This is a genomic window from Acididesulfobacillus acetoxydans (assembly GCF_902729405.1).
Lineage (GTDB): Bacteria > Bacillota > Desulfitobacteriia > Desulfitobacteriales > Desulfitobacteriaceae > Acididesulfobacillus > Acididesulfobacillus acetoxydans.
Genome location: NZ_LR746496.1, coordinates 4,213,594 through 4,232,812, shown reverse-complemented (window position 1 = coordinate 4,232,812; position 19,219 = coordinate 4,213,594). Strand labels below are relative to the sequence as shown.

The 19,219-nt window shown below is 53.1% G+C and carries 23 protein-coding genes and 1 other RNA gene; 12 read left to right on the top strand and 12 right to left on the bottom strand.

Features of this window, described 5'->3' with window-relative positions:
• Positions 1 to 60 precede the first annotated feature (60 nt).
• The 3 genes from MNU25_RS18790 (at position 61) to rnpB (ending at position 2,116) form a co-directional block, all read left to right on the top strand.
• On the top strand, positions 61 to 1,227 hold the full coding sequence (locus tag MNU25_RS18790; RefSeq protein WP_240986468.1) for a Nif3-like dinuclear metal center hexameric protein: 1,167 nt from the start codon (positions 61 to 63) through the stop codon (positions 1,225 to 1,227).
• Between the two features lie 255 nt (positions 1,228 to 1,482).
• Positions 1,483 to 1,683, top strand: a complete 201-nt coding sequence (locus MNU25_RS18785) for a hypothetical protein (RefSeq protein ID WP_240986467.1) — start codon at positions 1,483 to 1,485, stop codon at positions 1,681 to 1,683.
• Between the two features lie 57 nt (positions 1,684 to 1,740).
• Positions 1,741 to 2,116: RNase P RNA component class A (gene rnpB / locus MNU25_RS18780), an RNA gene on the top strand.
• Positions 2,117 to 2,331: 215 nt separating this feature from the next.
• Here the strand turns inward: rnpB and MNU25_RS18775 are convergent.
• On the bottom strand, positions 2,332 to 3,006 hold the full coding sequence (locus MNU25_RS18775; protein ID WP_240986466.1) for a hypothetical protein: 675 nt from the start codon (positions 3,004 to 3,006) through the stop codon (positions 2,332 to 2,334).
• A gap of 15 nt (positions 3,007 to 3,021) precedes the next feature.
• Positions 3,022 to 3,696, bottom strand: coding sequence for a metallophosphoesterase family protein (locus MNU25_RS18770; RefSeq protein ID WP_240986465.1), 675 nt, complete (start codon positions 3,694 to 3,696; stop codon positions 3,022 to 3,024).
• Between the two features lie 140 nt (positions 3,697 to 3,836).
• Here MNU25_RS18770 and MNU25_RS18765 point away from each other — a divergent pair, with 140 nt between their 5' ends.
• The 4 genes from MNU25_RS18765 to MNU25_RS18755 all read left to right on the top strand — a co-directional run bounded on the left by MNU25_RS18765 (position 3,837) and on the right by MNU25_RS18755 (position 6,842).
• Complete coding sequence (locus MNU25_RS18765) at positions 3,837 to 4,853, top strand: hypothetical protein (RefSeq protein ID WP_240986464.1); 1,017 nt, start codon at positions 3,837 to 3,839, stop codon at positions 4,851 to 4,853.
• A gap of 216 nt (positions 4,854 to 5,069) precedes the next feature.
• Positions 5,070 to 5,183, top strand: coding sequence for an NrtR DNA-binding winged helix domain-containing protein (locus MNU25_RS20720; RefSeq protein WP_476724366.1), 114 nt, complete (start codon positions 5,070 to 5,072; stop codon positions 5,181 to 5,183).
• Between the two features lie 60 nt (positions 5,184 to 5,243).
• Positions 5,244 to 5,426, top strand: a complete 183-nt coding sequence (locus tag MNU25_RS18760) for a hypothetical protein (protein ID WP_240986463.1) — start codon at positions 5,244 to 5,246, stop codon at positions 5,424 to 5,426.
• Between the two features lie 123 nt (positions 5,427 to 5,549).
• Entirely contained in the window at positions 5,550 to 6,842 is a 1,293-nt protein-coding gene (locus MNU25_RS18755; RefSeq protein ID WP_240986462.1) for a DNA recombination protein RmuC, read from the top strand.
• A gap of 17 nt (positions 6,843 to 6,859) precedes the next feature.
• Here the strand turns inward: MNU25_RS18755 and MNU25_RS18750 are convergent, their stop codons facing one another.
• From MNU25_RS18750 to asrA, 7 genes are all read right to left on the bottom strand, one after another.
• Positions 6,860 to 7,234: a hypothetical protein gene (locus MNU25_RS18750; protein ID WP_240986461.1), complete on the bottom strand. Its 375-nt coding sequence runs from the start codon at positions 7,232 to 7,234 to the stop codon at positions 6,860 to 6,862.
• Positions 7,235 to 7,486: 252 nt separating this feature from the next.
• Positions 7,487 to 7,861 (bottom strand): hypothetical protein, encoded by a 375-nt coding sequence (locus MNU25_RS18745; protein WP_240986460.1) that lies wholly within the window; start codon positions 7,859 to 7,861, stop codon positions 7,487 to 7,489.
• A gap of 136 nt (positions 7,862 to 7,997) precedes the next feature.
• Entirely contained in the window at positions 7,998 to 8,708 is a 711-nt protein-coding gene (locus tag MNU25_RS18740) for a PucR family transcriptional regulator (protein ID WP_240986459.1), read from the bottom strand.
• Between the two features lie 220 nt (positions 8,709 to 8,928).
• Complete coding sequence (locus MNU25_RS18735) at positions 8,929 to 10,029, bottom strand: ABC transporter ATP-binding protein (RefSeq protein ID WP_240986458.1); 1,101 nt, start codon at positions 10,027 to 10,029, stop codon at positions 8,929 to 8,931.
• Positions 10,030 to 10,418: 389 nt separating this feature from the next.
• Positions 10,419 to 11,426 carry a sulfite reductase subunit C gene (gene asrC / locus MNU25_RS18730; protein ID WP_240986457.1) on the bottom strand — a complete coding sequence of 336 codons (1,008 nt, stop codon included), beginning with the start codon at positions 11,424 to 11,426 and terminating at the stop codon, positions 10,419 to 10,421.
• Positions 11,427 to 11,456: 30 nt separating this feature from the next.
• Complete coding sequence (locus MNU25_RS18725) at positions 11,457 to 12,353, bottom strand: iron-sulfur cluster-binding protein (RefSeq protein WP_240986456.1); 897 nt, start codon at positions 12,351 to 12,353, stop codon at positions 11,457 to 11,459.
• Complete coding sequence (gene asrA / locus MNU25_RS18720) at positions 12,343 to 13,674, bottom strand: anaerobic sulfite reductase subunit AsrA (protein WP_338077746.1); 1,332 nt, start codon at positions 13,672 to 13,674, stop codon at positions 12,343 to 12,345. The genes MNU25_RS18725 and asrA overlap by 11 nt, the downstream gene beginning before the upstream one ends.
• Positions 13,675 to 14,035: 361 nt before the next feature.
• On the opposite strand from asrA, the gene MNU25_RS18715 reads away from it, so the two are divergent.
• The 5 genes from MNU25_RS18715 to MNU25_RS18695 all read left to right on the top strand — a co-directional run bounded on the left by MNU25_RS18715 (position 14,036) and on the right by MNU25_RS18695 (position 16,604).
• On the top strand, positions 14,036 to 14,242 hold the full coding sequence (locus MNU25_RS18715) for an alpha/beta-type small acid-soluble spore protein (RefSeq protein WP_240986455.1): 207 nt from the start codon (positions 14,036 to 14,038) through the stop codon (positions 14,240 to 14,242).
• A gap of 206 nt (positions 14,243 to 14,448) precedes the next feature.
• Positions 14,449 to 14,976, top strand: coding sequence for a chromate transporter (locus tag MNU25_RS18710; protein WP_240986454.1), 528 nt, complete (start codon positions 14,449 to 14,451; stop codon positions 14,974 to 14,976).
• Between the two features lie 159 nt (positions 14,977 to 15,135).
• A complete protein-coding gene (locus MNU25_RS18705; protein ID WP_240986453.1) occupies positions 15,136 to 15,681 on the top strand; it encodes a chromate transporter in 546 nt (181 codons plus the stop codon).
• 225 nt (positions 15,682 to 15,906) lie between these two features.
• On the top strand, positions 15,907 to 16,293 hold the full coding sequence (locus MNU25_RS18700) for an EamA family transporter (protein ID WP_240986452.1): 387 nt from the start codon (positions 15,907 to 15,909) through the stop codon (positions 16,291 to 16,293).
• Between the two features lie 122 nt (positions 16,294 to 16,415).
• Positions 16,416 to 16,604 (top strand): hypothetical protein, encoded by a 189-nt coding sequence (locus MNU25_RS18695; protein WP_240986451.1) that lies wholly within the window; start codon positions 16,416 to 16,418, stop codon positions 16,602 to 16,604.
• 479 nt (positions 16,605 to 17,083) lie between these two features.
• Here the strand turns inward: MNU25_RS18695 and MNU25_RS18690 are convergent, their stop codons facing one another.
• The 3 genes from MNU25_RS18690 to MNU25_RS18680 all read right to left on the bottom strand — a co-directional run bounded on the left by MNU25_RS18690 (position 17,084) and on the right by MNU25_RS18680 (position 19,107).
• Positions 17,084 to 17,350, bottom strand: coding sequence for a hypothetical protein (locus MNU25_RS18690; protein WP_240986450.1), 267 nt, complete (start codon positions 17,348 to 17,350; stop codon positions 17,084 to 17,086).
• 111 nt (positions 17,351 to 17,461) lie between these two features.
• On the bottom strand, positions 17,462 to 18,277 hold the full coding sequence (locus tag MNU25_RS18685) for a CheR family methyltransferase (protein WP_240986449.1): 816 nt from the start codon (positions 18,275 to 18,277) through the stop codon (positions 17,462 to 17,464).
• 389 nt (positions 18,278 to 18,666) lie between these two features.
• Positions 18,667 to 19,107: a YaaR family protein gene (locus MNU25_RS18680; protein WP_240986448.1), complete on the bottom strand. Its 441-nt coding sequence runs from the start codon at positions 19,105 to 19,107 to the stop codon at positions 18,667 to 18,669.
• Positions 19,108 to 19,219 lie beyond the last annotated feature (112 nt).

The window sequence follows — 19,219 nt, the reverse complement described above, 5'->3', positions numbered from 1 at the left end:
GGCTTTAACCAAGGGGTTCAGAAAGTTCAGGGGTGTTTCTGAAGAAAGGAAGGAGAATTAGTGGCGGTCAGTATTAACTACATTGCGGAAACAGTGGAAAGAGTGGCTCCGAAAAGTTGGGCGGAAGAGTGGGACAATGTCGGACTTCTGGTGGGGGATGGTGCGCGGCAGATTGAACGTCTCCTGCTGACACTAGACCCTACGGTGGAGGTTGTGGAGGAAGCGGTTAACTACGGAGCGCAAATGATCTTGGCCCATCACCCGATCATGTTCCGGCCGCTCAAAAACCTACGTGCCGATAACTCCGCAGCGGAAATACCCCTCAAACTAATTCAAAACGGGATTGCTTACTTTGCGGCTCACACAAACCTAGACCAATCGGACCTTTCGTCCGCTTGGGCTCTGGCCCGGAGTTTGAGTCTCCAAGAAACAGAAATTCTGTCTCCGACGGGAGAGGAGGCGCTGGTTAAACTGGCGGTCTTCGTACCCGAGGAGGCTGAGGAAAAAGTGCGCTCGGCTTTGGTGAGCGCGGGGATTGGGCAAGGGATCACAGGGGGGGAGCACAGTGTTCTTTACTCCGAGAGCTTTTTCCGCAGCTCGGGAGAAGGTATGTTCAGACCTTTGCCCGGTTCGAATCCCGCCGTCGGCAAAATAGGGGAACTCACGCGGGCAGCCGAAGTCAAGCTCGAAAGCATTCTGCCAGAACGTTTGCTGGCTCGGGCGGTAAAGGCTTTGAAAAAGGCTCACCCTTATGAGGAGCCCGCTTACGACCTTATTCCTTTGCGCAATCGCGGCTCGGTCCATGGCTACGGAGTGGTGGGGTATTTGCCGCAAGCAAAGACCCTGGAACAGGTTTGGCAGCGTTTGCGGGCAGTGCTCAGCGCGGCGGATTCCGGCTTGACGGCCAGACCTTATTCTCCGTATGGGCTGCGCTGGGCCGGGAGCCCCGCGCAAAAGGTGAGGAAGGTAGCTATCGTCAACGGCAGCGGAGGCGGGTTTGTACCTAAAGCCCTGGCCAAAGGGGCCGACCTGTTCATAGCCGGAGATATTGACCACCACCGGGTTTTGGACGCTTTGCAAGGCGGTCTGGCCATAGGGGACATCGGGCATTTTTTAAGCGAAGCGCCCATGCTCAAAAGCCTGGCTGATTATCTGAAAAAGGATCGCGCTTTTGGGGACGTCGAAATCATGATCAGCGCGGCCAACGGCTGCCCCTGGAACGAATAGTGCTTGTCATGGGTGACCATGCCCAGCGGTATGGGTAGTTCACGCCTGATAATTAAGATTGGGTACAACTTGAGTAAAATAGTTGCGAATCATACTTGACAAAAATAGTCGGATAAGGTAAGCTAAGAATGACTCCTAAGAGGTCAGAGATATTAAAGAATAAAAGGCACACTCTGTCTGTGACTTCTGTCACAGATAAAGAGGGACTTATGTGTCAGAATAATTGATAGAAGTGAGAAAAGGAGGAATTTGAGCATGGAACGTACGGAAATCTTGCGCCGCCAACGCGAGGAGATCATAAGCCGCCTGAATGCTGAAGATGGTGAGCGGACAAAACTGTTGGTCGCCCTCATGGATATTGACGATGAAATGGAGGAGATGGGGCAGCGCACTTCACAGGTACAGCTCCCGCCGATGCCGTCCAGAAGGCGGATTAAACGGGAATGGTTGGCTTGAAATTTTTCTAAAGATTACATTTGACCAACCGAGGTTTATCGAGTAAGATAGTGGAGCGAAGTCAACCGGATGGTCGCGGAGACAGGGGCCGAAAGGCCGTCTCTGAGGAAAGTCCGAGCTCTATAGGGCAGGGTGCTGGGTAACGCCCAGTGGGGGTGACCCCGAGGAAAGTGCAACAGAGATATACCGCCCGGCACACAGGAATCTGCGTGTCAGGTAAGGATGGAAAGGCGAGGTAAGAGCTCACCGGCAGCCGGGTGACCGGCTGGCCCTGTAAACCCCACCCAGAGCAAGACCGAATAGGGGAACACTGAAGCGGCCCGCTTCGTTCCCGGGTAAGGTCGCTTGAGGCCGTTGGTAACAAGGGTCCCAGATAGATGATCATCACCTCCGCAAGGGGGAACAGAACTCGGCTTATAGGTTGGCTTCGCTACATATTCTCTGGGTTATCGGAAAAGCGCCCTGTATATTTATGCACTGTGCCCCTTCCGAAGATCGCTATTAGAATTGGCGGAAGTGAACTCGTTTAACTAAAGATGAATAGGATTATGTGTCTTTTTTGCCTCCCGCAGTGGGAGGTAATTTTTGCCGACAATTATCAGTGTTTTTAATCACGACACGATTACACGTAAGGTGGAAAAAGAAAGTTCAGGAATTTGAATATTTATAGGTGAAGTCAATTTCCTCATCCTCTCCTAACACAGGAATTCCGAGTTTATCAGACCAGTATCTTTCCATTTCGTAGGAGGTTTCATCACTATAGTGTGTAGGATCGATAAGGCACTCATTTTCATCGGTCTTGCCGTCTAAAATGTCGTTAGCGCTGGTGATTCTTTCATATCCGTCTTTGGTCATGACCTTGACAATAATCCGCTTATTGAAAAAGCTCTCATCGATCATGAGGACGTTGGGGTGATGATTTATCACAGAACGATCGGTAAGATTCCAAGGAATATTCGACATATAGTACTCGACGATATCAAATATCGGTAAACTCAACTTCTGCTTATACTTGTCCATGAGTCTCGTAGCATCCCGAACGGTCAAGTTATTTTTGTTCACTTTTTGTATCTTGATTTTTAGCATTTCCAAGAGTCTAAACTTCGGAAGGGTTAGGTTAAGGGAGAGCATTTCCCGCCCGGCAAAGGCAACGGTTACAATCTGCCAGCGACTCTTTTCCATAAAGTCGCTGAAACTCGTAATTCCATGCGGGTCTACACCAAGCCCTTGGATTAAATTGTTATCAATCTGCCAATCCACATAAATTCCGAAAAGATTATATTGCGTTGGGTAATTGTCTTTTAACGCTAATTCGTTGCACATAAGCGTTCTCTCCTTTCAAGCTATCCTTAAGCTGGCCCTTTTACTCTCAATCTGATAGACGTGTGAAATTTGGCCTTGGTCAATTTCGAGCGCACTGAGGCAGCCGCCGTAGACGCACCCAGTGTCAAGGGCATAATTGTTGTGCATTCTGATGGGCGTATGCCCATTATTGATAAAAAGGGTAGGGGTATGGCCGAAGATGACCGTTTTCCCTGTGGTGTTTGGATAGCCGTAAAATTCATCCCGAATCCACAGCATCACCTCCTGTTTCTGGTTCGGCATGCTGACACCGGGCTCAATCCCCCCGTGAACATAGATAAAATCCTCATCCTCATGGTACAAAGCCATATTTGTGAAGAAATCCAGGTAATGTTCCAAACTGCCGTTGTGGCGTTTAAGGCTCGTGAGGGTCTCGTTGCCTCCGTTGAAAAGGAAACTGTTTTCTTGACTGAGAAGAAAGTCGATGGCCATTTGCTCATGGTTACCGCGCAGCAGAATGACGTGGGATTCTCCGTACGTCTCATGCAAGTGGATTATTTCCTGCAGCATTTCCCAACTCTGCGGACCTCTGTCGATATAGTCGCCCAGCATGATCAGCTTGTCGCTCTTGAGGTTGGGTCCGAGTTTGGTCATCAAGTCTTCGAATTCGCCAAAGCATCCATGTGTGTCTCCGATAACGAAAGTCTTCATTTCATCCAACTCCATTTCCTTTATTGAAAGCTGCTTTGTATATTCTTATGGTAAAGTCTTTGGGGATGAAGTAGAATGAAGCTGAGCTTCATGTTTGAACCGCCCGGATCGGAGCGGATTTGTTAGGAGGACGACGTGTTTTGCCGGTTAATGGTGCAGAAATAACGCTGAAAGAGCTCATAAGTGACGCTTTTTTGAAAGGTGCCGGGAGAGACAGGTTTGGCAGGAACCGCAGGGAGCTTGAGAGTGAAGCCAACAATATGGCCGCTTGGTTTCAAAACTACTACGGGGGGACGGAAGACGGAAGCGAAGAGAAGCGGCTGAACATATTAGATACCAGTCTCCGGGAGATTAGGGCAAATCAGGGTGAGTTTACCGCGGAGATTGAAAACGGCATACGTTCTCACCCGGGAGCGAAGGTAAAACAAGCGGCTAAACTGGGCTTCTTAATCGACCATCTCAACCGGAAATATGATCTGGAATGCGATGTTTCTTTCGTCGACAAATTCAAACAGGAGGACAGAAGCATCAGGCTTTTGGAAATCCTGAAATACCTTCATTCAGGGAGCAAAACCCGGGAGGAAATTGCGGCAAAGTTCGATATTAGCGAACGTTTGCTGAGCGAAGACTTAAAAACTCTTCGGAAAGGTTTTGAATTCATGGGGACAAAGATTCAGATAAGCGGTGAGTTGAAGAGGAAAGTCAACACCTATGAATCACCGATTCACCCTGTGTTCCTGGCTCTAAATTCAGCCGAAATCTATGCGCTGACCCTTGGGTTGAAATTGCTCACCGAAAATACCATATTTCAGCAGACTTTGGGACGGGTGTCAGACCTTATTTACCTGCAGTTATCCGATTTTGCACGAGAACTTATAGACAGCCAACCGGAAGCAAAGGAAATCGAATTCAAAGGAGAGGAAAGAAAATTCCTCAGTTCTCTGCAAATGGTCGGCAGTTATGACAGACCATTCAGCCAGTATATAAAATCACAAAGGGTCTGTTTGGTGAAGTACTTTCTGAATGAAGAAGAGAAAACAGTGAAAGGTACACTGCATTTGGCGCCGAAAAATTCAGGACGATTTCAGAGTATTTGTGTCCAAAGTGCTGAAGGAAGCCTAATTATTCCCATCGACGACATTGCAGGCATTTACTAGTTTAGTGTCATCTATGCCGGCTTGGAAAGACTGAGGAGTGAACTCGTTCAGCTAAAGCTGAACATCGAGTCTTCGGTGGCGATAGTCTCCGGTGGAGACTATCGCCGTAGGCACAGAGCGTGAAATTATGCTTTTGTGCCGAAGGATGGAGTCTACCCCCACCGAAGCAGGGTGCGTGGGACCCACTCCCACTTGTAGAAGTGGGAGTCTTACGATTTGGATGAAATCGAATACACGGATATCCCCTTCAGCCTCATGCCCGAACTGCCCGAACGCTTCACCTTGACAGAACTTCAACAGGTTTATGAAATCATCGCTTTTTCGTTATAACCCGCAATGAAAACAAGAAAATAATTAAAGATTAAAAGGGATTGCACGGATATCTGCCTTATGCAATTCTGCCTGACCTTAAAGGCCTATTTCAACAGGCCGGACATTACGAGCCGGATCGTGGTTCCCCTCAAGGCCGTGGACACATTTGACAGTGATCTGCATCACGGTGATCTCACTCACACCATGGCCCTCTATTTCATGGCTTTGAACGGAATCGAGGTTGTTGAGGGTATTGTCTAACGTTACGGAACCGCTGCAGGCTTATCATGAAGCTGCGACTTTTTGCTTTCTTCAGCACGGCCGGAAGTCCTTCTGTTTAGATTGTCCTGCACCCCAAATAATAACCGGGAAGGAGATCGAACCATGCAAGTTGCCATATTGCTGCTTGTGGCAGCAGTTCTGATATCCCAGTGGATTATTCTGACCCGCCGGGGCAAAGACGCGGGCCAGCAGCTCGGGATGAAACTGACAAATCTCGAAAACAGTGTGATTCGCAACGAACAGGCGGTTAGGGAGGAAATGTCTCAAAACCGGATGGAATTAGGGAACAACCTCAAAGGGTTTAACGATTCCCTCTTGACCCGCATGACGGAAGTCATGAATCTGCAGCAGACGCAACAGGAGATCTTTGCGCGTCAATTGAACCAATTGACTCAGTCGAATGAGCAAAGGCTGGACAAGATGCGGGAGACCGTGGAACAGCAGCTCGGGCTCCTGAGGGATGATAATGCGAAGAAGCTGGAGGAAATGAGGACCACGGTGGATGAAAAACTCCACGCCACTCTGGAGCAGCGCTTGGGTGAATCCTTTAAGCTGGTCAGCGAAAGGCTGGAGCAGGTGCACAAAGGTCTCGGCGAAATGCAGACCCTGGCCAACGGCGTCGGGGACCTGAAGAGGGTATTGACTAACGTCAAAGCCAGAGGTAATTTCGGCGAGATCCAGTTGGCGAGTCTCTTAGAACAGGTCTTGGCCCGAGAGCAGTATGAGACGAACGTTTCCACGAAAAAGGGAAGCAGCGAGCGGGTCGAATTTGCCATAAAACTTCCCGGGCACGACGCGGCGGAGGCCGCGGGCATTTGGCTGCCCATCGACGCCAAGTTTCCGGTAGAAGACTATCAGAGGCTGCTGGACGCCCTCGACGAGGGTGACCCCATGAAAGCGGAAATGTCCGGCAAGGCCCTGGAGAACCGTATCAAAGCGGAAGCGAAAGACATCCGCGACAAGTACTTAGACCCGCCCAACACCACGGATTTCGGGATTATGTTTCTGCCGACAGAGGGGCTGTACGCGGAAGTCCTGCGCAGACCGGGGCTCTGCGACGCTTTGCAGAAAGATTTTCGGGTGGTCATCACCGGCCCGACGACCCTCCTGGCCCTTCTCAACAGTCTGCAGATGGGTTTCCGTACCTTGGCGATCGAGAAACGCTCTTCCGAAGTCTGGGTCTTATTGGGGGCGGTAAAAACGGAGTTCGGCAAATTTGGCGATCTGTTGGACAAGACCCACAAGAAGCTGCAGGAAGCCAGCAATAGCATTGAAACGGCGGCCCGCAAGTCCCGCACGATTGAGCGCAAACTCAGAGGTGTAGAACAGCTGCCGCCGGCGGAAGCCGCTAAGGTAATAGGGGAGGGTAATCCGGGGGAGGACGAGGCGGTTTAGTTAGGGGCCGGGTAGACTCACCCTTTGGCCGTCATTATCATTGCCATCGGACAACGACGCCTTCGGCGCGAAGACAATGCTCCCTGGCTCTGCGCCTTCGGCGGCAATGCGTCAATCTTGGCCTCCATACGCTCCAAAGTGGAGAATAAGCGGTCGTTGATGCCTTTCTGGACTTCCCGGGCGTCAAAAAGGGCAGTAATCTTTTCGGTCAGTTCATGTTCCATACGCACTTGTGATTCATGAACTTGAGTCAGCTTTTGTTCGAGAGTCGATAGATCTTGTTTAGTGGCCATGTTTTGTTCAAGAGTCGATAGATCTTGTTTGGTGGCCATGTTTTGTTCGAGAGTAGAAAACTTCTGCAGTATCAGTTCCTGAAACTCAGCGGCAGTCATGATCATTTTCCCTCCTTGTCTTCCTCTTACTGAGCCTTCGCAGCGGTCATGTTCCAGCCGGCATTAACAGTCAACCTGATATTCAGATGCCGGCCGTGGACAATAATAACTCGTTCAATTATATGGATGTGCTCAAGGCAGCGCCGGGAACGAGCCCGATGAAGTTCGCGAATTGAACGGCAGATCAAACGCGTCGCTAAAGGCCCATGGTGACAACACCGTGGGCCTTTGCGCAAATCCTCGGTTCCGTCCTTATTTCTTTTCCGGTTTAACAGGGTTGTACCCTTGATTCAGGGCTTCCTCATAATAATCAAAGACTTTGTCCTGGAGCTTTTCCACACAGTCCGGACAGACACAGTAGCAGACTTTCTCGGGGGCCCCCTCTTCCGTCGGAGCGTAGGAACAGAAAGCGAACACTTCGGTTTCTTTCCCGCAGATTTCACAGGTCTCACAAGGAACGTCCGGTTCCAGATTCTTTTCAATATGCCCGACACAATCTGGGCAGACACAATAGCAGACTTTCTTATCCTCGCCGTCACTGTGTTGGGTCTTACAGAAAGCATGAACATTTTCGGTCGCGCCGCAATAGATACACCTGCCGCAGGTCACGTTCTCATCTGTTTGCATGAACGAGGCTCCTTTCCCACTCATCTTCGCAAAACCAAAACACTGAGGAAGAAGTACATTTGGCCAAAGCCAATTCCCCTTGATGGGATTGTACTTAAAATCATTCAAAAAAGCAAGCTTTTCTGATTATGTGAGATTACGTGCCTTGCAGCCAAAGTGCCAGGAAAAGCGTGATCGCTTGCTTGAACTCCCTGGGGTTGTAGCCCGTCAGCTCGGTGATGCGGTCCAGTCTGTAGATAAGTGTGTTGCGGTGGATATAGAGAAGGCGCGCGCTTTCCGTCAAACTCAGCCCTGTGCGGAAGTATGTTTGCAGAGTCTCTCGTAATTCGGGCGAGAGTTTATCGCCTAAAACATTTTGGGGGTAGTGTTCCATGCGTTCGGGTGCCAGGCTGTCAAACAATTGAGCAAACCCCGCTTGCCACAGGGCCAGTCCGGCTTCACCGGGAAAGAACCGTCTGTGCAGGGCGGCGAGCCGTCCTAAAGATAAATAACCGCTCCAGAGTCCCTGGGTCCGGGGCGTGTCTACATATACATAGGACAAAACGCCCAGTTCGTCGGCCAACATGGAATGAATCTGGCTGATGAGGGATTCGGCCCAAGGCAAGAGGTTTTTTCGGGTCGCACCCACGCCGTCTTCCGGGGTCGCGTGAAGGAATATCTCTTGGCCATTAACCCAAAATACTTGCGTCTGGGGCAGGAAGTTCCGGAGAATCAGAGAAATGTCGGGCTGCCAAGTCTGACAACGAACCAGAACCCGAGCACCCGGGGAGAGGTTGGGAAGGTCGAGAGCCCGCGTGTGCGCAGTGAAAGCCGTCTCATCCCAATGTTCCAGAAAAGCGCGCTGCAAAACGGACTCCCAGGTGGAAGAGCTTCCGGCAAGATGTCCGGAGGGGCCGGTTCCGGGGTTCGAGAGGTGAGCTTCCGGCCCGGACAAGTCGGCCTGCCGCTCAGCTAGAAAATTTCCGGATGTGGCGAATTCTGGTTTTGCCATGAAGCGTCAGGCGATACGCCTCTTCGGGAAAGGGTATCGTCCTCCTCCTTTCGCTGCTTAAGTCATGAAAGGTTGTTCAAAGTAGGGCTGCCTGAGTCTCGATGTCAAAATAGTGAATGGCATTCATGTCAAAGGCTAGGCGGTGGTTCTGCAGGGACTTAGCTTGGCTTGCAGCCTCAAAGCGGGCGACCACGTTTTCGTCGGCCACAGATAAGTAGACGTAATTCTCGGCCCCCATAGGTTCGACCACTTCTACCTTAGCCTCGAGAGTCCAATCCGGATGGGCGGCCATGAAAGCGGCGTCATCGTTAATAAATTCCGGCCGGATGCCCAGCATAACTTCTTTCCCGCTCAACGGGGCAAGCGTCTGACGGTGCGCCTCTCCGACCGGCAGATGAAATTCGGCGTGATTTAAATAGGGAATTCCGTCCTCCAGGGTGACGTTGACCTTGAGGAAATTCATAGAAGGCGAGCCAATAAAACCTGCCACGAAAATGTTCTTAGGGTGATTGTACAGGTTCATGGGAGAGTCAACCTGTTGGATGAAACCGTCTTTCATGACGACAATCCGGTCCCCCATGGTCATGGCTTCGGTCTGGTCGTGAGTGACGTAGACCACGGTGGTTTGAAGGCGGTGGCGCAGTTTGGAAATTTCGGCCCGCATCTGCACCCTAAGTTTAGCGTCCAGATTAGACAAAGGTTCGTCCATCAGAAAGACCTGAGGCTCCCGCACTATGGCCCGTCCCAGGGCCACCCTTTGCCGTTGCCCGCCGGACAGGGCTTTAGGCTTGCGGTCCAAGAGATGTTCGATATCGAGGATGCGGGCGGCTTCCCGTACGCGACGGTCAATTTCGGCTTTGGGCGTCTTGCGCAGTTTAAGCCCAAAGGCCATATTGCCGTAAACCGTCATGTGAGGGTAGAGAGCGTAACTCTGAAAGACCATGGCGATATCGCGGTTCTTGGGCGGAACATCATTGACCAGACGCTCGCCGATAAAGAGCTCTCCGCTAGTTATTTCCTCCAGGCCGGCAATCATACGCAAAGTAGTGGTTTTGCCGCATCCGGACGGACCGACAAAGACCATAAATTCTTTGTCCTTGATTTCCAAGTTAAAATCGTGCACGACCTCATTTTGGTCATACTTTTTTGTGACCCCTTTGAATACTAATCCTGCCATGAAAAATCCTCCTCGCACTTATTCTGCCCGGCTGCGACCCAGTTCGGCCTTGATTCTCTTGAGGTGGGGATTAAATCCCGTTTACAGAAGAGAGTAGCAGAAAGCAAGGGATTTGGCTATTGGACAAGAGTACGAAAATTCTTTGGCCGGAGCCGGACTCGGAGAAGGAAGAAAGCAAAACTTGGAGAATTTACTTTGGGAGAATCGGGTAATCTCAGAGAACGATCATCGCCAGGGCGCTGCTCAAGTGAATTCGTACAACCCGAGCCGTTCATGAGTGAACTCGTTCAGCTTAAGCCGAACGCCACGATAGTATCCTGTGGACACTATCACCGAACCGCAAGCTTTTTAATGATCAGCCTCCTACCCGATTGGATAAATCGACAAACTCAGCCGTCGGAAGGATAGGGTTGTGAGCAGAGGACGCCGTGGTCGTAGAGATAGCCGCTGGGATTAAGGAACTTTGCCACTTTGGCCCGGGGGGACAGCACCACGTCCTTGAGAACCTCATCGCGAAAAACCGGGTAGCCGGTGCGATCGACGATATAACCCACATGTTCTTTGGCCAGGGTACGGTCGATATGACGATCGATATAGTCATAGAGATTCCGGCAGATTTTAAGCACGGTTTCCCGGTCAGCCCACTCCAGAAAAGGTGCGGCCAGGCGGGGGTTTTTCTTGCCGGTTCGGCCCATGATCACGACGCGGAAGTATTGATCTCCGCGGCCCCAAGCCCCCGTCGGACATTTGAGGACACACTCTCCGCAGCCCAGACAACGATCGGAGTCGCGTTGCACTTTGAAATTGTGGAAGCGAAGGGCTCCGGTGGAAACTTGCCGGCAGTTTTTGACACAGGCCCGGCAGCCGATGCAGCGCGAGGGATCATAGATGGGCTCGACCTGGCCGATGATCCCGATATCATGCAGGTGTACCTTGACGCAGTCGTTGGCACAGCCGGTCACGGCGATCTTGACGTGGGGGTTATTGGGATAAATCGTCTTTTCGATATCGTAAGCCAAACGGGTGGTGTCGAAGACGGCCTGGGGGCAGACCCGGTTTCCGATGCAGGCGACGACATTGCGAGTGCCGGCGGCCGGATACCCTTCTTCGGGTGCGGGGACTTCCACTCCCTGATCGACTTCGAGTTCCCGGATCAAGGGGGCGATGAGGGAGTTGACCTCGGCCGTCGCTTCGAGCGCTATCCCCGGGATTTCAAATCCTTGGCGGGTGGTCAGGTGAACGCTCCCGTTCCCGAAACGGTCGGCGATCTCCTGAAGGATGGGGAAGAATTTAGCCGGAAAATGCCCTCCGGGCACCCGGATTCTTAAGCACGTCAGATGGCGGTCCTTGGTAACACGCCAGGCGTTCTTAGCCAGCTTTTTAGTATTCAATGACATTCTACAAGCCTCCTCAGGTGTTAGAATAGTTCAGTCGACTAATTTTCTCGCCTTGGCGTAATTGAAGACCGGCCCGTCCAGACAGACATGGGTGCTGCCGACGCGGCAGTGGCCGCATTTGCCCAGGCCGCAGGACATTCTGCGCTCGAGGGAGACCCAGACTTGCTCTTCTTTAAGTCCGCGTCGCAGGAGTTCCGCACAGGTGAACTTCATCATGGCCGGCGGGCCGACGACGATGGCCACGGCATTCGCCGGGGAAGGGATAGTCAGGTCGGGGATGAGGGCGGTGATAAGGCCGACGTGTCCCGGCCAAGGTCGGCCCGCCGGATTCAGTCCGGTGAGGTGCGCTTGGCCGCCGGGGTACTCCCCGTTCCCCTGGGGGTACTCTTCGGTGCCGGCAGGGTTTGGGTCAGAGGCGCAGGGAACCTGATCGACCGTGACTTGGACGTTGAAACTCCGGCCCCAGTTCTCCAGTTCCGGGCGGAATAAAATGTCCTCGGGACTCTTGAAACCAGCCAAGACGGTCAGTTCCGCCAGGGCTCCCGGCTTCTCGGCGAAATGGCGAATCACACTCTTCACCGGCGCCAAACCGGTGCCGCCGGCCGCAATGATGAGATGCCGGCCTGCAAATTGTTCCAAGGGAAAGCCGTGACCATACGGCCCGCGCAGGTAAAGATAATCGGTCTCTTCCTGACGGCTCAGGCTGTCCGTTACCTTTCCCACCCGACGGATAGTGAGCTCTACGGAGTCTGACGTAAAATCGCTGATGGAAATGGGGCATTCTCCCACACCCGGAAGGGAGACTTCCACGAATTGTCCCGGGGCCGGGTGGAGGGAGCAGCCTAAACGGTAAGTCCAATCCGCAGCGGTTTGCCTGGTCTTGCTTAAGATCGGAGCCCGGAAGGGCAGGTAAGGATTATTTGCCATCTCTTTCCACCTCCGCTGGGGTCAGGATAAGGTCTGATTTGCGGGGAATCCCCCGGGAGGCGCGGAGACCGCTGCCTTCCGGAGGAACGCGGACAGGGTCATCGGGAGCGAAGTTATCGACAGCGAAGTTATCGGGAGCCAAGTTATCGGCAGCAAAGTTGTCGATGGCGAGTTCACTCGGAGCGGGGATATTCGGAAGGAGCATACTGGGAGCGGGGTCACTCGGAGTGACGCTATGCGGGGCGGGGATACGCTGAGCGGGGGTGTTCGAAGCGAAGACTTCCTGAGCCGGTTCGGATAGGCGGTTTGCATCCGCCTCCGCCTCGGTCGCGTCTTCCAGCTCAGCGAGTTTGTTCACGCAACGGGAAAACGAAATATACTCCGGACAGGCGTAGTCGCAGCGCCCGCAGCCGACACACAAATTGACGCCAAAATGCTCTTTAAAATGATGGATCTTGTGCAGCACTTTGTAGCGCATGCGTTCTCCTTTATCCCGGCGGTAAGAGTGCCCTCCCGCCAGATCGGCGAAGCCGTCAATCTGACAGCTTGCCCAGACCCGCCTTCTCTCGCCGACTTTCGGGTTATCGTCGTAGAAGATGTCCTGCAGGCTAAAACAGCTGCAGGTCGGACAGACGACGTTGCAGCGTCCGCAGGCGATGCAGCGTTCAGAGTACTCCTGCCAAAGCGGGTGATCCGAGAAAGCTTCCGGGTGTACGGGCAGCCTGACCGGGTTTTTGTGTTCCCAAACGAAAGCCGGCTCATGGTCCCGGGGTTTCCCCAGGCGGCTAAACAGTCCTGCCAAATCTTCCCGGACGTCGCACAGATAAGCACCGTGCTCGGGCCGGATGGAGAAAGCGTAATCGCGGCTTTCGTTGGTGCCCATGGAAGCGCAAAAACAACCCTCGAATTCTTCCCGGCATTCCAGGAGGGCAAATTTGGTTTTGGCCCTCATTTCCTGATAGTAGGAGTCAGGATAGGGCCCAGTCTGCAAGAGCGCCTGATCCAGACGCTTCACCGCTTCCAGATCGCAGGCACGCAAGAACACCAGGAGTCCGCGTTCATCGGTTTCCGGTTCCCGGCATTGACTTTCCGTGAAATAGAACAAAGTTTGGTTCACGGGAAAGAGGATTTCCTTGGGAGAAAAAAAGGATCTCTCATCGAAGACAATGTCTCGGCTGCGCTGGATTTCGGCGTAGCTGACGAGATCGGTATCGGAAAAACGCCCTTTTCCGGGAAGTTTTACCGGACCGTAAATCCGGTACTGTGGCTTTAGCAAATGCAGCAGCTCATCGAGAGCCGCAGTCTCCATTAAGTAACCCACACGGTTCTCCACCTTTCCTATCGTGTGTCTTCTCGTTAACTAATCTTGTGTTCAAGTTAATACTAGCACAAGAACGACTAAGCCAAGTGTGATCAAGGTCACCACTTATGCTTGGAGCAGCCGCGGCAACCAGAGATTTCTGTACCTGTCTGACGCCTGCTTTCTTCAAGAAATCCTCGTATCTGAATTTTCCTATGGCTAAAGCCAGGGGCACGCGGCTCAGCTTTTTGGTCCTATGGCTGCCATGGGGTCATGAGTTGTTCACTGAAAAAAGTTGTAAGCGGTCGGCGATCCCTGAGTAAATTCCTGAAAACGGTGCAAGATAAGAATGGCTTCCGAAAAACAGTAAGGAGGAATCAACATGGCAGGAGAACGTAACACAAACACACCGGCTGTTCAGGGTGCGGGCCAAGCTTTGGATCAATTCAAATGGGAAATCGCCAACGGCATGGGTGTCCAGCTCGGCGGAGACCGTACGTCGCGTGAAAATGGGCGTGTGGGCGGCGAAATGACCAAACGCATGATCCAGTATGCGGAGCAGAATCTCAGCTCCGGGCAGCGGATCTGATTCGGAGGACGAACATAACCGACAGGATTTCAGAACAGCGAACATGCGGGGGCTTCGGCCCCCGTATTTATTTGCAATATGCCCAAGCGTCTGCTCCTGTGGTATAATCGGGCCAGGGACAGAAAAACGAACCGCTGCGCCTCCCACACCGGGGAACCGCAGCCGGACATACCGTTAAGGTTCAAAAACCGAGTCGGAGGGGCAAGATGCTGCATAACCTTTGGAACCTATTTGTAGGTTTTTTCCGGGCCAGTAACTTTGGTTTCGGCGGCGGAGCTGTCTTTATTCCGCTCATGCAGGTCGAGGTCGTAAATCGCTTTCACTGGCTGACCAATGCCCAGTTTGCGGACGCGGTGGCGGCCGCCAACGCCCTGCCGGGGCCCGTGGGGACCAAGATTCCCGGCTACGTCGGTTACCAGATCGCCGGTTGGCCCGGGGCTTTGGTGGGGGTCCTCGCTTCCATCGGCCCCACGGCGCTCATCGTCATTCTCCTGGGCGGTGTTCTTATGAAGTACGCCAATTCTCCGAAACTTCGCGCCATGCTCCAAGGGGTACGTCCCGTGGTTGTGGTGTTGATTGCCAAGACCTCACTGCAAATGGCCATGACCTCATTTTCGGGTTGGGTCACCTGGGCGATTGCTCTGGCGGCAGTTATTATTCTGTACTATACCAAGGTGCACCCGGCAGTGCTGATCGTTTCATCTCTGGTTCTGGGTTTGCTTGTCTTCCGGTGAATTCCAAAGAATCTTCCCGCTCCCACCGGCAGTAATGGGGGCTTGGGACGGAACAAGTGAAGTCGTTTAGCTTAAGCTGAACATCAATAAAATGGGTGCCCGCGGCCGCAAGAGCGAATCCGCTCCGGCGACAGAATGGACGTTGAGGAGTTGAAGACGATGCTCCGGGATATTTGGAATGTCTTTATTGCCTTTACCAGGTCGTCCAACCTCGGTTTCGGCGGGGGGCCGGCCACGATTCCCCTCATGCAGAATGAGGTGGTCAAGCGCTATCACTGGCTGACGGATGAGGAGTTTGCGGATGCCTTGGCAGTTGGCAATGCCTTGCCTGCGCCGATCGCCACCAAGATGGCGGCCATGATCGGGTACAGAGTGGCCGGGTTGCCGGGCGCCCTGATGGGGCTTTTGGGTACAGTGGCCCCAACCCTCATCGTGGTCGTGGTCCTCAGTCATTTTATCATGCTCTACGCTCATTCGACGGTCCTAAGGGCGATGCTCAAAGCCGTCCGCCCGGTGGTGGTCATCCTCATTGCTCAGACAGCCGTCAGTATGGGAAAGAAGTCTTTTCCGCGCAAAGCCACTTGGGGAATAGCCGCCGCGGCCGCCATTCTGCTCTATCTTCACGTTCACCCCGCGATCATCATTGTCGCCGCCATGATCTTCGGTTACTTTGCCTTCAGCCCAAGGAATCATCAGAAATCGTAGCCGCCGTTGTCCAATGCTCCCGCTCATGTCGCTTACCCATGGGTGGGCCGCAAAGGCCATCCAAGAGCAGCTTATGGCGGCGCCGGCGTCGGGCCGGGCAGACGGCGTCTTCGAGTTTGGGAGAGGATTTTGGCGTCTTCAGCGTATGATTTCGGCCGGTTGGCGGAACACTATTTCTTTGAACGCGTGTGTTCGAACGCGAGCGTTCGAGGGAGTGGATGTTTCATGAACTTGGCGGAGACGAAGGCTTTTGGCGTGGCCCTTTTTTCCATTTTGCTGGGAGCCGTCGGTCAATTTCTGTTTAGGGTCGGCATGCTCCGCTACGGTAAAGTTTCGGCCGGAGGGATCTGGGGACAGCTGCTCCGGGTAATCTTTACTCCGGCTATTTTTGCCGGGTTCGTCTGCTTCGGCGTCAGCTCCGTTCTTTGGCTGACGGTCATTTCACGCTGGGAGCTCAGTTATGCCTACCCGATGGTCGCTTTGGGTTACGTGCTGGCTGTCTTTTTCGGCTGGCTCTTTCTGCATGAAAGCCTAACCTTGCCCAAGATTCTGGGCATCATTTTGATTTTGGGCGGGATTGCGATTCTTGGTTGGTTCGGCAAAGCCCAGTAGGAAATTTCCCCCGACTCCGGCGAAAAAAGAAAGTTGCGACTTCGCCGTCCTTCCGCTATGATAAGCTAAACAGGCGTTGAACCACACTCCGGTCAATAAATTCAAAAGGGGCGTGCGTAAGGATGATGTTTAAGGACTTAGGTCGAGGGGCAAGGATCGAATTGGCCAAGATGGCCAGGCAGCTGGGAATGAAATTTATCGGCCATAACCCGAAGGAGCAGCGGGTATCGGTGGAATACCGCGGCAAAGGAATTACGTATCCGGTGGAAGAATTTGTGGCCCATTATCATAGCTCACAGCCCAGCGTCTGAGTAAACAGCGGAAGAGTCCGGGCAGACATACAAAGGGTCTGAGTAAACGGCGGAAGAATCCGGGCAGACACAGGAAGCGTCTGAGCAAACAGCGGAAGAGTCCGGGCAGACACAGGAAGCGTCTGAGCAAACAGCGGAAGAGTCCGGGCAGACACAGGAAGCGTCTGAGCAAACAGCGGAAGAGTCCGGGCAGACACAGGAAGCGTCTGAGTAAACAGCGGAAGAGTCCGGGCAGACACAGGAAGCGTCTGAGCAAATAGCGGAAGAGTCCGGGCAGACATACAAAGGGTCTGAGTAAACGGCGGAAGAATCCGGGCAGACACAGGAAATGCAGCGGGCCCTCACAGAAGTGAGGGCCCTTTATAGTGGGGATTATCGGGTTTGTATAGTCTCTCCGAAGAGCTGTAATTCATCATCATCGGGGACCGGGCACTTCTAACATCAGTCAGCGAACCGCGCCTTGCCGGACGGCCGGCTCTCTAGGCGGAACGGCGCTTTCGCCGCAAAGCTGAACTGACCGGGGTGATGCGCAGGGAACGCCGGACTTCCAAAGTGACCGGCAGCGGGTGGTAGTTTTCCAAGTGTGCAGCCATACGTTCAAGCTCATAGCCCTGATAAATTTCCCAGTGGCGGGTGAACTCCTCCCTGGGAACAGCTTTTTCCTCTCCCCCAGCAAGTTGGAACATGTAGCGATCCTGGTCAGGTTCCAGAATGTAGCCGACAATCAGGCGATCTTGGTAAAACAAGAGCAACGCCACCTTCCTCGAAATTTTTTGTGCTGGTTTTTTCAGAAACAGCGCCAAACGGATACGGCCCAATCGCGCCCCCTTTCGCCTTACCCGGCAAAGCCCGGGTGGTTAACCGTTCTTCTGATAGAAGAACGGAGACACGGGTTTGAGTCCAAGGTGACTCATCCCGAAAAGATGCTCAGTGCTGCCCGTAAATAGGATTCCGCCTAAGTTCAAAGATTCGGCGAATTTTGCATACAATAGCTGCTTGGCTTCCTCGGTGAAATAAATGACCACATTTCGGCAGGCGATAAAGTCAAATCCGGTTTCGAAACGCGCCGTCAGGAGATCTTGGTGCTGAAAAGAAACCAATCGTTTGAGGGAGTCCCTGACCCGATACCCATGGTCGGCGGGAGAAAAATATTTACTCAAAATCTCCGGCGGAGTGCTGGCAAAATCATTGGCCGAATAAAGCCCTTCCTTGGCTTGGCGCAGAACGTTGTCGTCAATGTCGGTGGCCAGAATGGCCGGTCGCACAGCCGGAAAATGCTCGGCCAAAAGGATAGCCAGTGAATAAGGTTCCTGTCCTCCGGAGCACCCTGCGCTCCAAAGCCTCAGGGAGAACTTTACCCGGACCAGAGACGGCAGAATATCATCCTGCAGGGTTTGCCACTGTTTGGCGTCACGAAAAAACTGGGTCACGTTAATGGTCAGATGCTTGAAGAAAGCGTCGTACAGTCCTCTGTCCCGATCCAGGGCCCGGAGGAATTCCGGGTAGGAGCGAAAACCGCGGGAATTCATGAAACTCAAGATCCGCCGCTGCATCTGATTGGGCTTATAAAAGTTCAAGTCGAGACCACTGCGCGGGCGAAAAGCCTTGACGAAACCTTCGTAGGTATCGGGAACAGAGGAATACGGCAACAACGGGCACCTCACATTAACCATCTTCATATCCACTTTACAAAGATATTCGCTTTACCCGGGAAAAATCCTGCTAACCCGGACGTGATTCCCATACGAAAAAAAGATTAAGAAAACAGTTTCTTAATCCTGCGGAAGAGTAACCGCGTTTAAGCAGGGTTCAGAAAACTCGGCCGGCGCCAAGCGTCAGCGCAGGCGGCGACGCAAGCCGAAGTTGCACTTGTGCATCCCCGGCTGCGTGTGCGCAGATGTGCGAAAAAAAATTACACATCAAATTCGGCCAAGGAAAAGGTGAAGAGTTACGCGTCGTCCACAGATATGCGGAAAAAGGCAGCACCTTGCGCCTTAAGCGACCAAAGCGCGGCCTGAGGGGTCACGGGGACTGTTCATAAGGAGGGCGATGCGCGGGCGGCTCACGCCAGCAGGTCGATGAGAAGCCCGCGGATTTCGCCGATTTTGGCCAGAATGTCGAGGGATTTGGCGTGTTCGGAGAGTACTTTTTCCCCCAGTTCGTCCAAAGTCTTGTCGATCCGGGCAACGCGCGCCAGGACCTTATGTTGACCGCGCTGGTCCCAGAAGGACTCCTCCTGCATCTTCCGGCTTTGTCCCAAAGTCGAACGCAAGAAATCACGGACCATCCGCTTGAAATCGGCGAGGTCGGTTAAGGAGAGAGAATCGGCCAGCTTTTGTCCCAAGCTATCTAAACGTAAGAGGAAGGAATCAAACTCCTGTTGCTGCAGCGTCAAAACCCGATCCAACGTGCTGCCGAACGCGGGCGCGGTTTTTTCGGTTGCGGAAGAATTATCCACGGCCTGCCGGCCGGTGTTGTGCATCGGACCAATGCGAAAAGGCATGCAATTCCCCCCGGAAAGCGGCCGCAAGCCCTCAGGCGCCGGCGGGAAGACGCCTCCCGAGAGCCGAGCGGCCGAGAATGTCTGGTACCGAGAATGTCAGGCCCTCCGAGCC

Bases quoted from the DNA above. Each gene is read 5' to 3' on its own strand.
- MNU25_RS18725 (WP_240986456.1), bottom strand. From the start codon at position 12,353: ATGGCAAATAATCCTTACCTGCCCTTCCGGGCTCCGATCTTAAGCAAG.
- MNU25_RS18685 (WP_240986449.1), bottom strand. From the start codon at position 18,277: ATGGTTAATGTGAGGTGCCCGTTGTTGCCGTATTCCTCTGTTCCCGAT.
- MNU25_RS18715 (WP_240986455.1), top strand. From the start codon at position 14,036: ATGGCAGGAGAACGTAACACAAACACACCGGCTGTTCAGGGTGCGGGC.
- MNU25_RS18700 (WP_240986452.1), top strand. From the start codon at position 15,907: ATGAACTTGGCGGAGACGAAGGCTTTTGGCGTGGCCCTTTTTTCCATT.
- MNU25_RS18760 (WP_240986463.1), top strand. From the start codon at position 5,244: ATGCAATTCTGCCTGACCTTAAAGGCCTATTTCAACAGGCCGGACATT.
- MNU25_RS18785 (WP_240986467.1), top strand. From the start codon at position 1,483: ATGGAACGTACGGAAATCTTGCGCCGCCAACGCGAGGAGATCATAAGC.
- MNU25_RS18710 (WP_240986454.1), top strand. From the start codon at position 14,449: ATGCTGCATAACCTTTGGAACCTATTTGTAGGTTTTTTCCGGGCCAGT.
- MNU25_RS18775 (WP_240986466.1), bottom strand. From the start codon at position 3,006: ATGTGCAACGAATTAGCGTTAAAAGACAATTACCCAACGCAATATAAT.
- MNU25_RS18755 (WP_240986462.1), top strand. From the start codon at position 5,550: ATGCAAGTTGCCATATTGCTGCTTGTGGCAGCAGTTCTGATATCCCAG.
- MNU25_RS18770 (WP_240986465.1), bottom strand. From the start codon at position 3,696: ATGAAGACTTTCGTTATCGGAGACACACATGGATGCTTTGGCGAATTC.
- MNU25_RS18705 (WP_240986453.1), top strand. From the start codon at position 15,136: ATGCTCCGGGATATTTGGAATGTCTTTATTGCCTTTACCAGGTCGTCC.
- MNU25_RS18695 (WP_240986451.1), top strand. From the start codon at position 16,416: ATGATGTTTAAGGACTTAGGTCGAGGGGCAAGGATCGAATTGGCCAAG.
- MNU25_RS18750 (WP_240986461.1), bottom strand. From the start codon at position 7,234: ATGACTGCCGCTGAGTTTCAGGAACTGATACTGCAGAAGTTTTCTACT.
- asrC (WP_240986457.1), bottom strand. From the start codon at position 11,426: ATGTCATTGAATACTAAAAAGCTGGCTAAGAACGCCTGGCGTGTTACC.
- MNU25_RS18745 (WP_240986460.1), bottom strand. From the start codon at position 7,861: ATGCAAACAGATGAGAACGTGACCTGCGGCAGGTGTATCTATTGCGGC.
- MNU25_RS18735 (WP_240986458.1), bottom strand. From the start codon at position 10,029: ATGGCAGGATTAGTATTCAAAGGGGTCACAAAAAAGTATGACCAAAAT.
- MNU25_RS18680 (WP_240986448.1), bottom strand. From the start codon at position 19,107: ATGCCTTTTCGCATTGGTCCGATGCACAACACCGGCCGGCAGGCCGTG.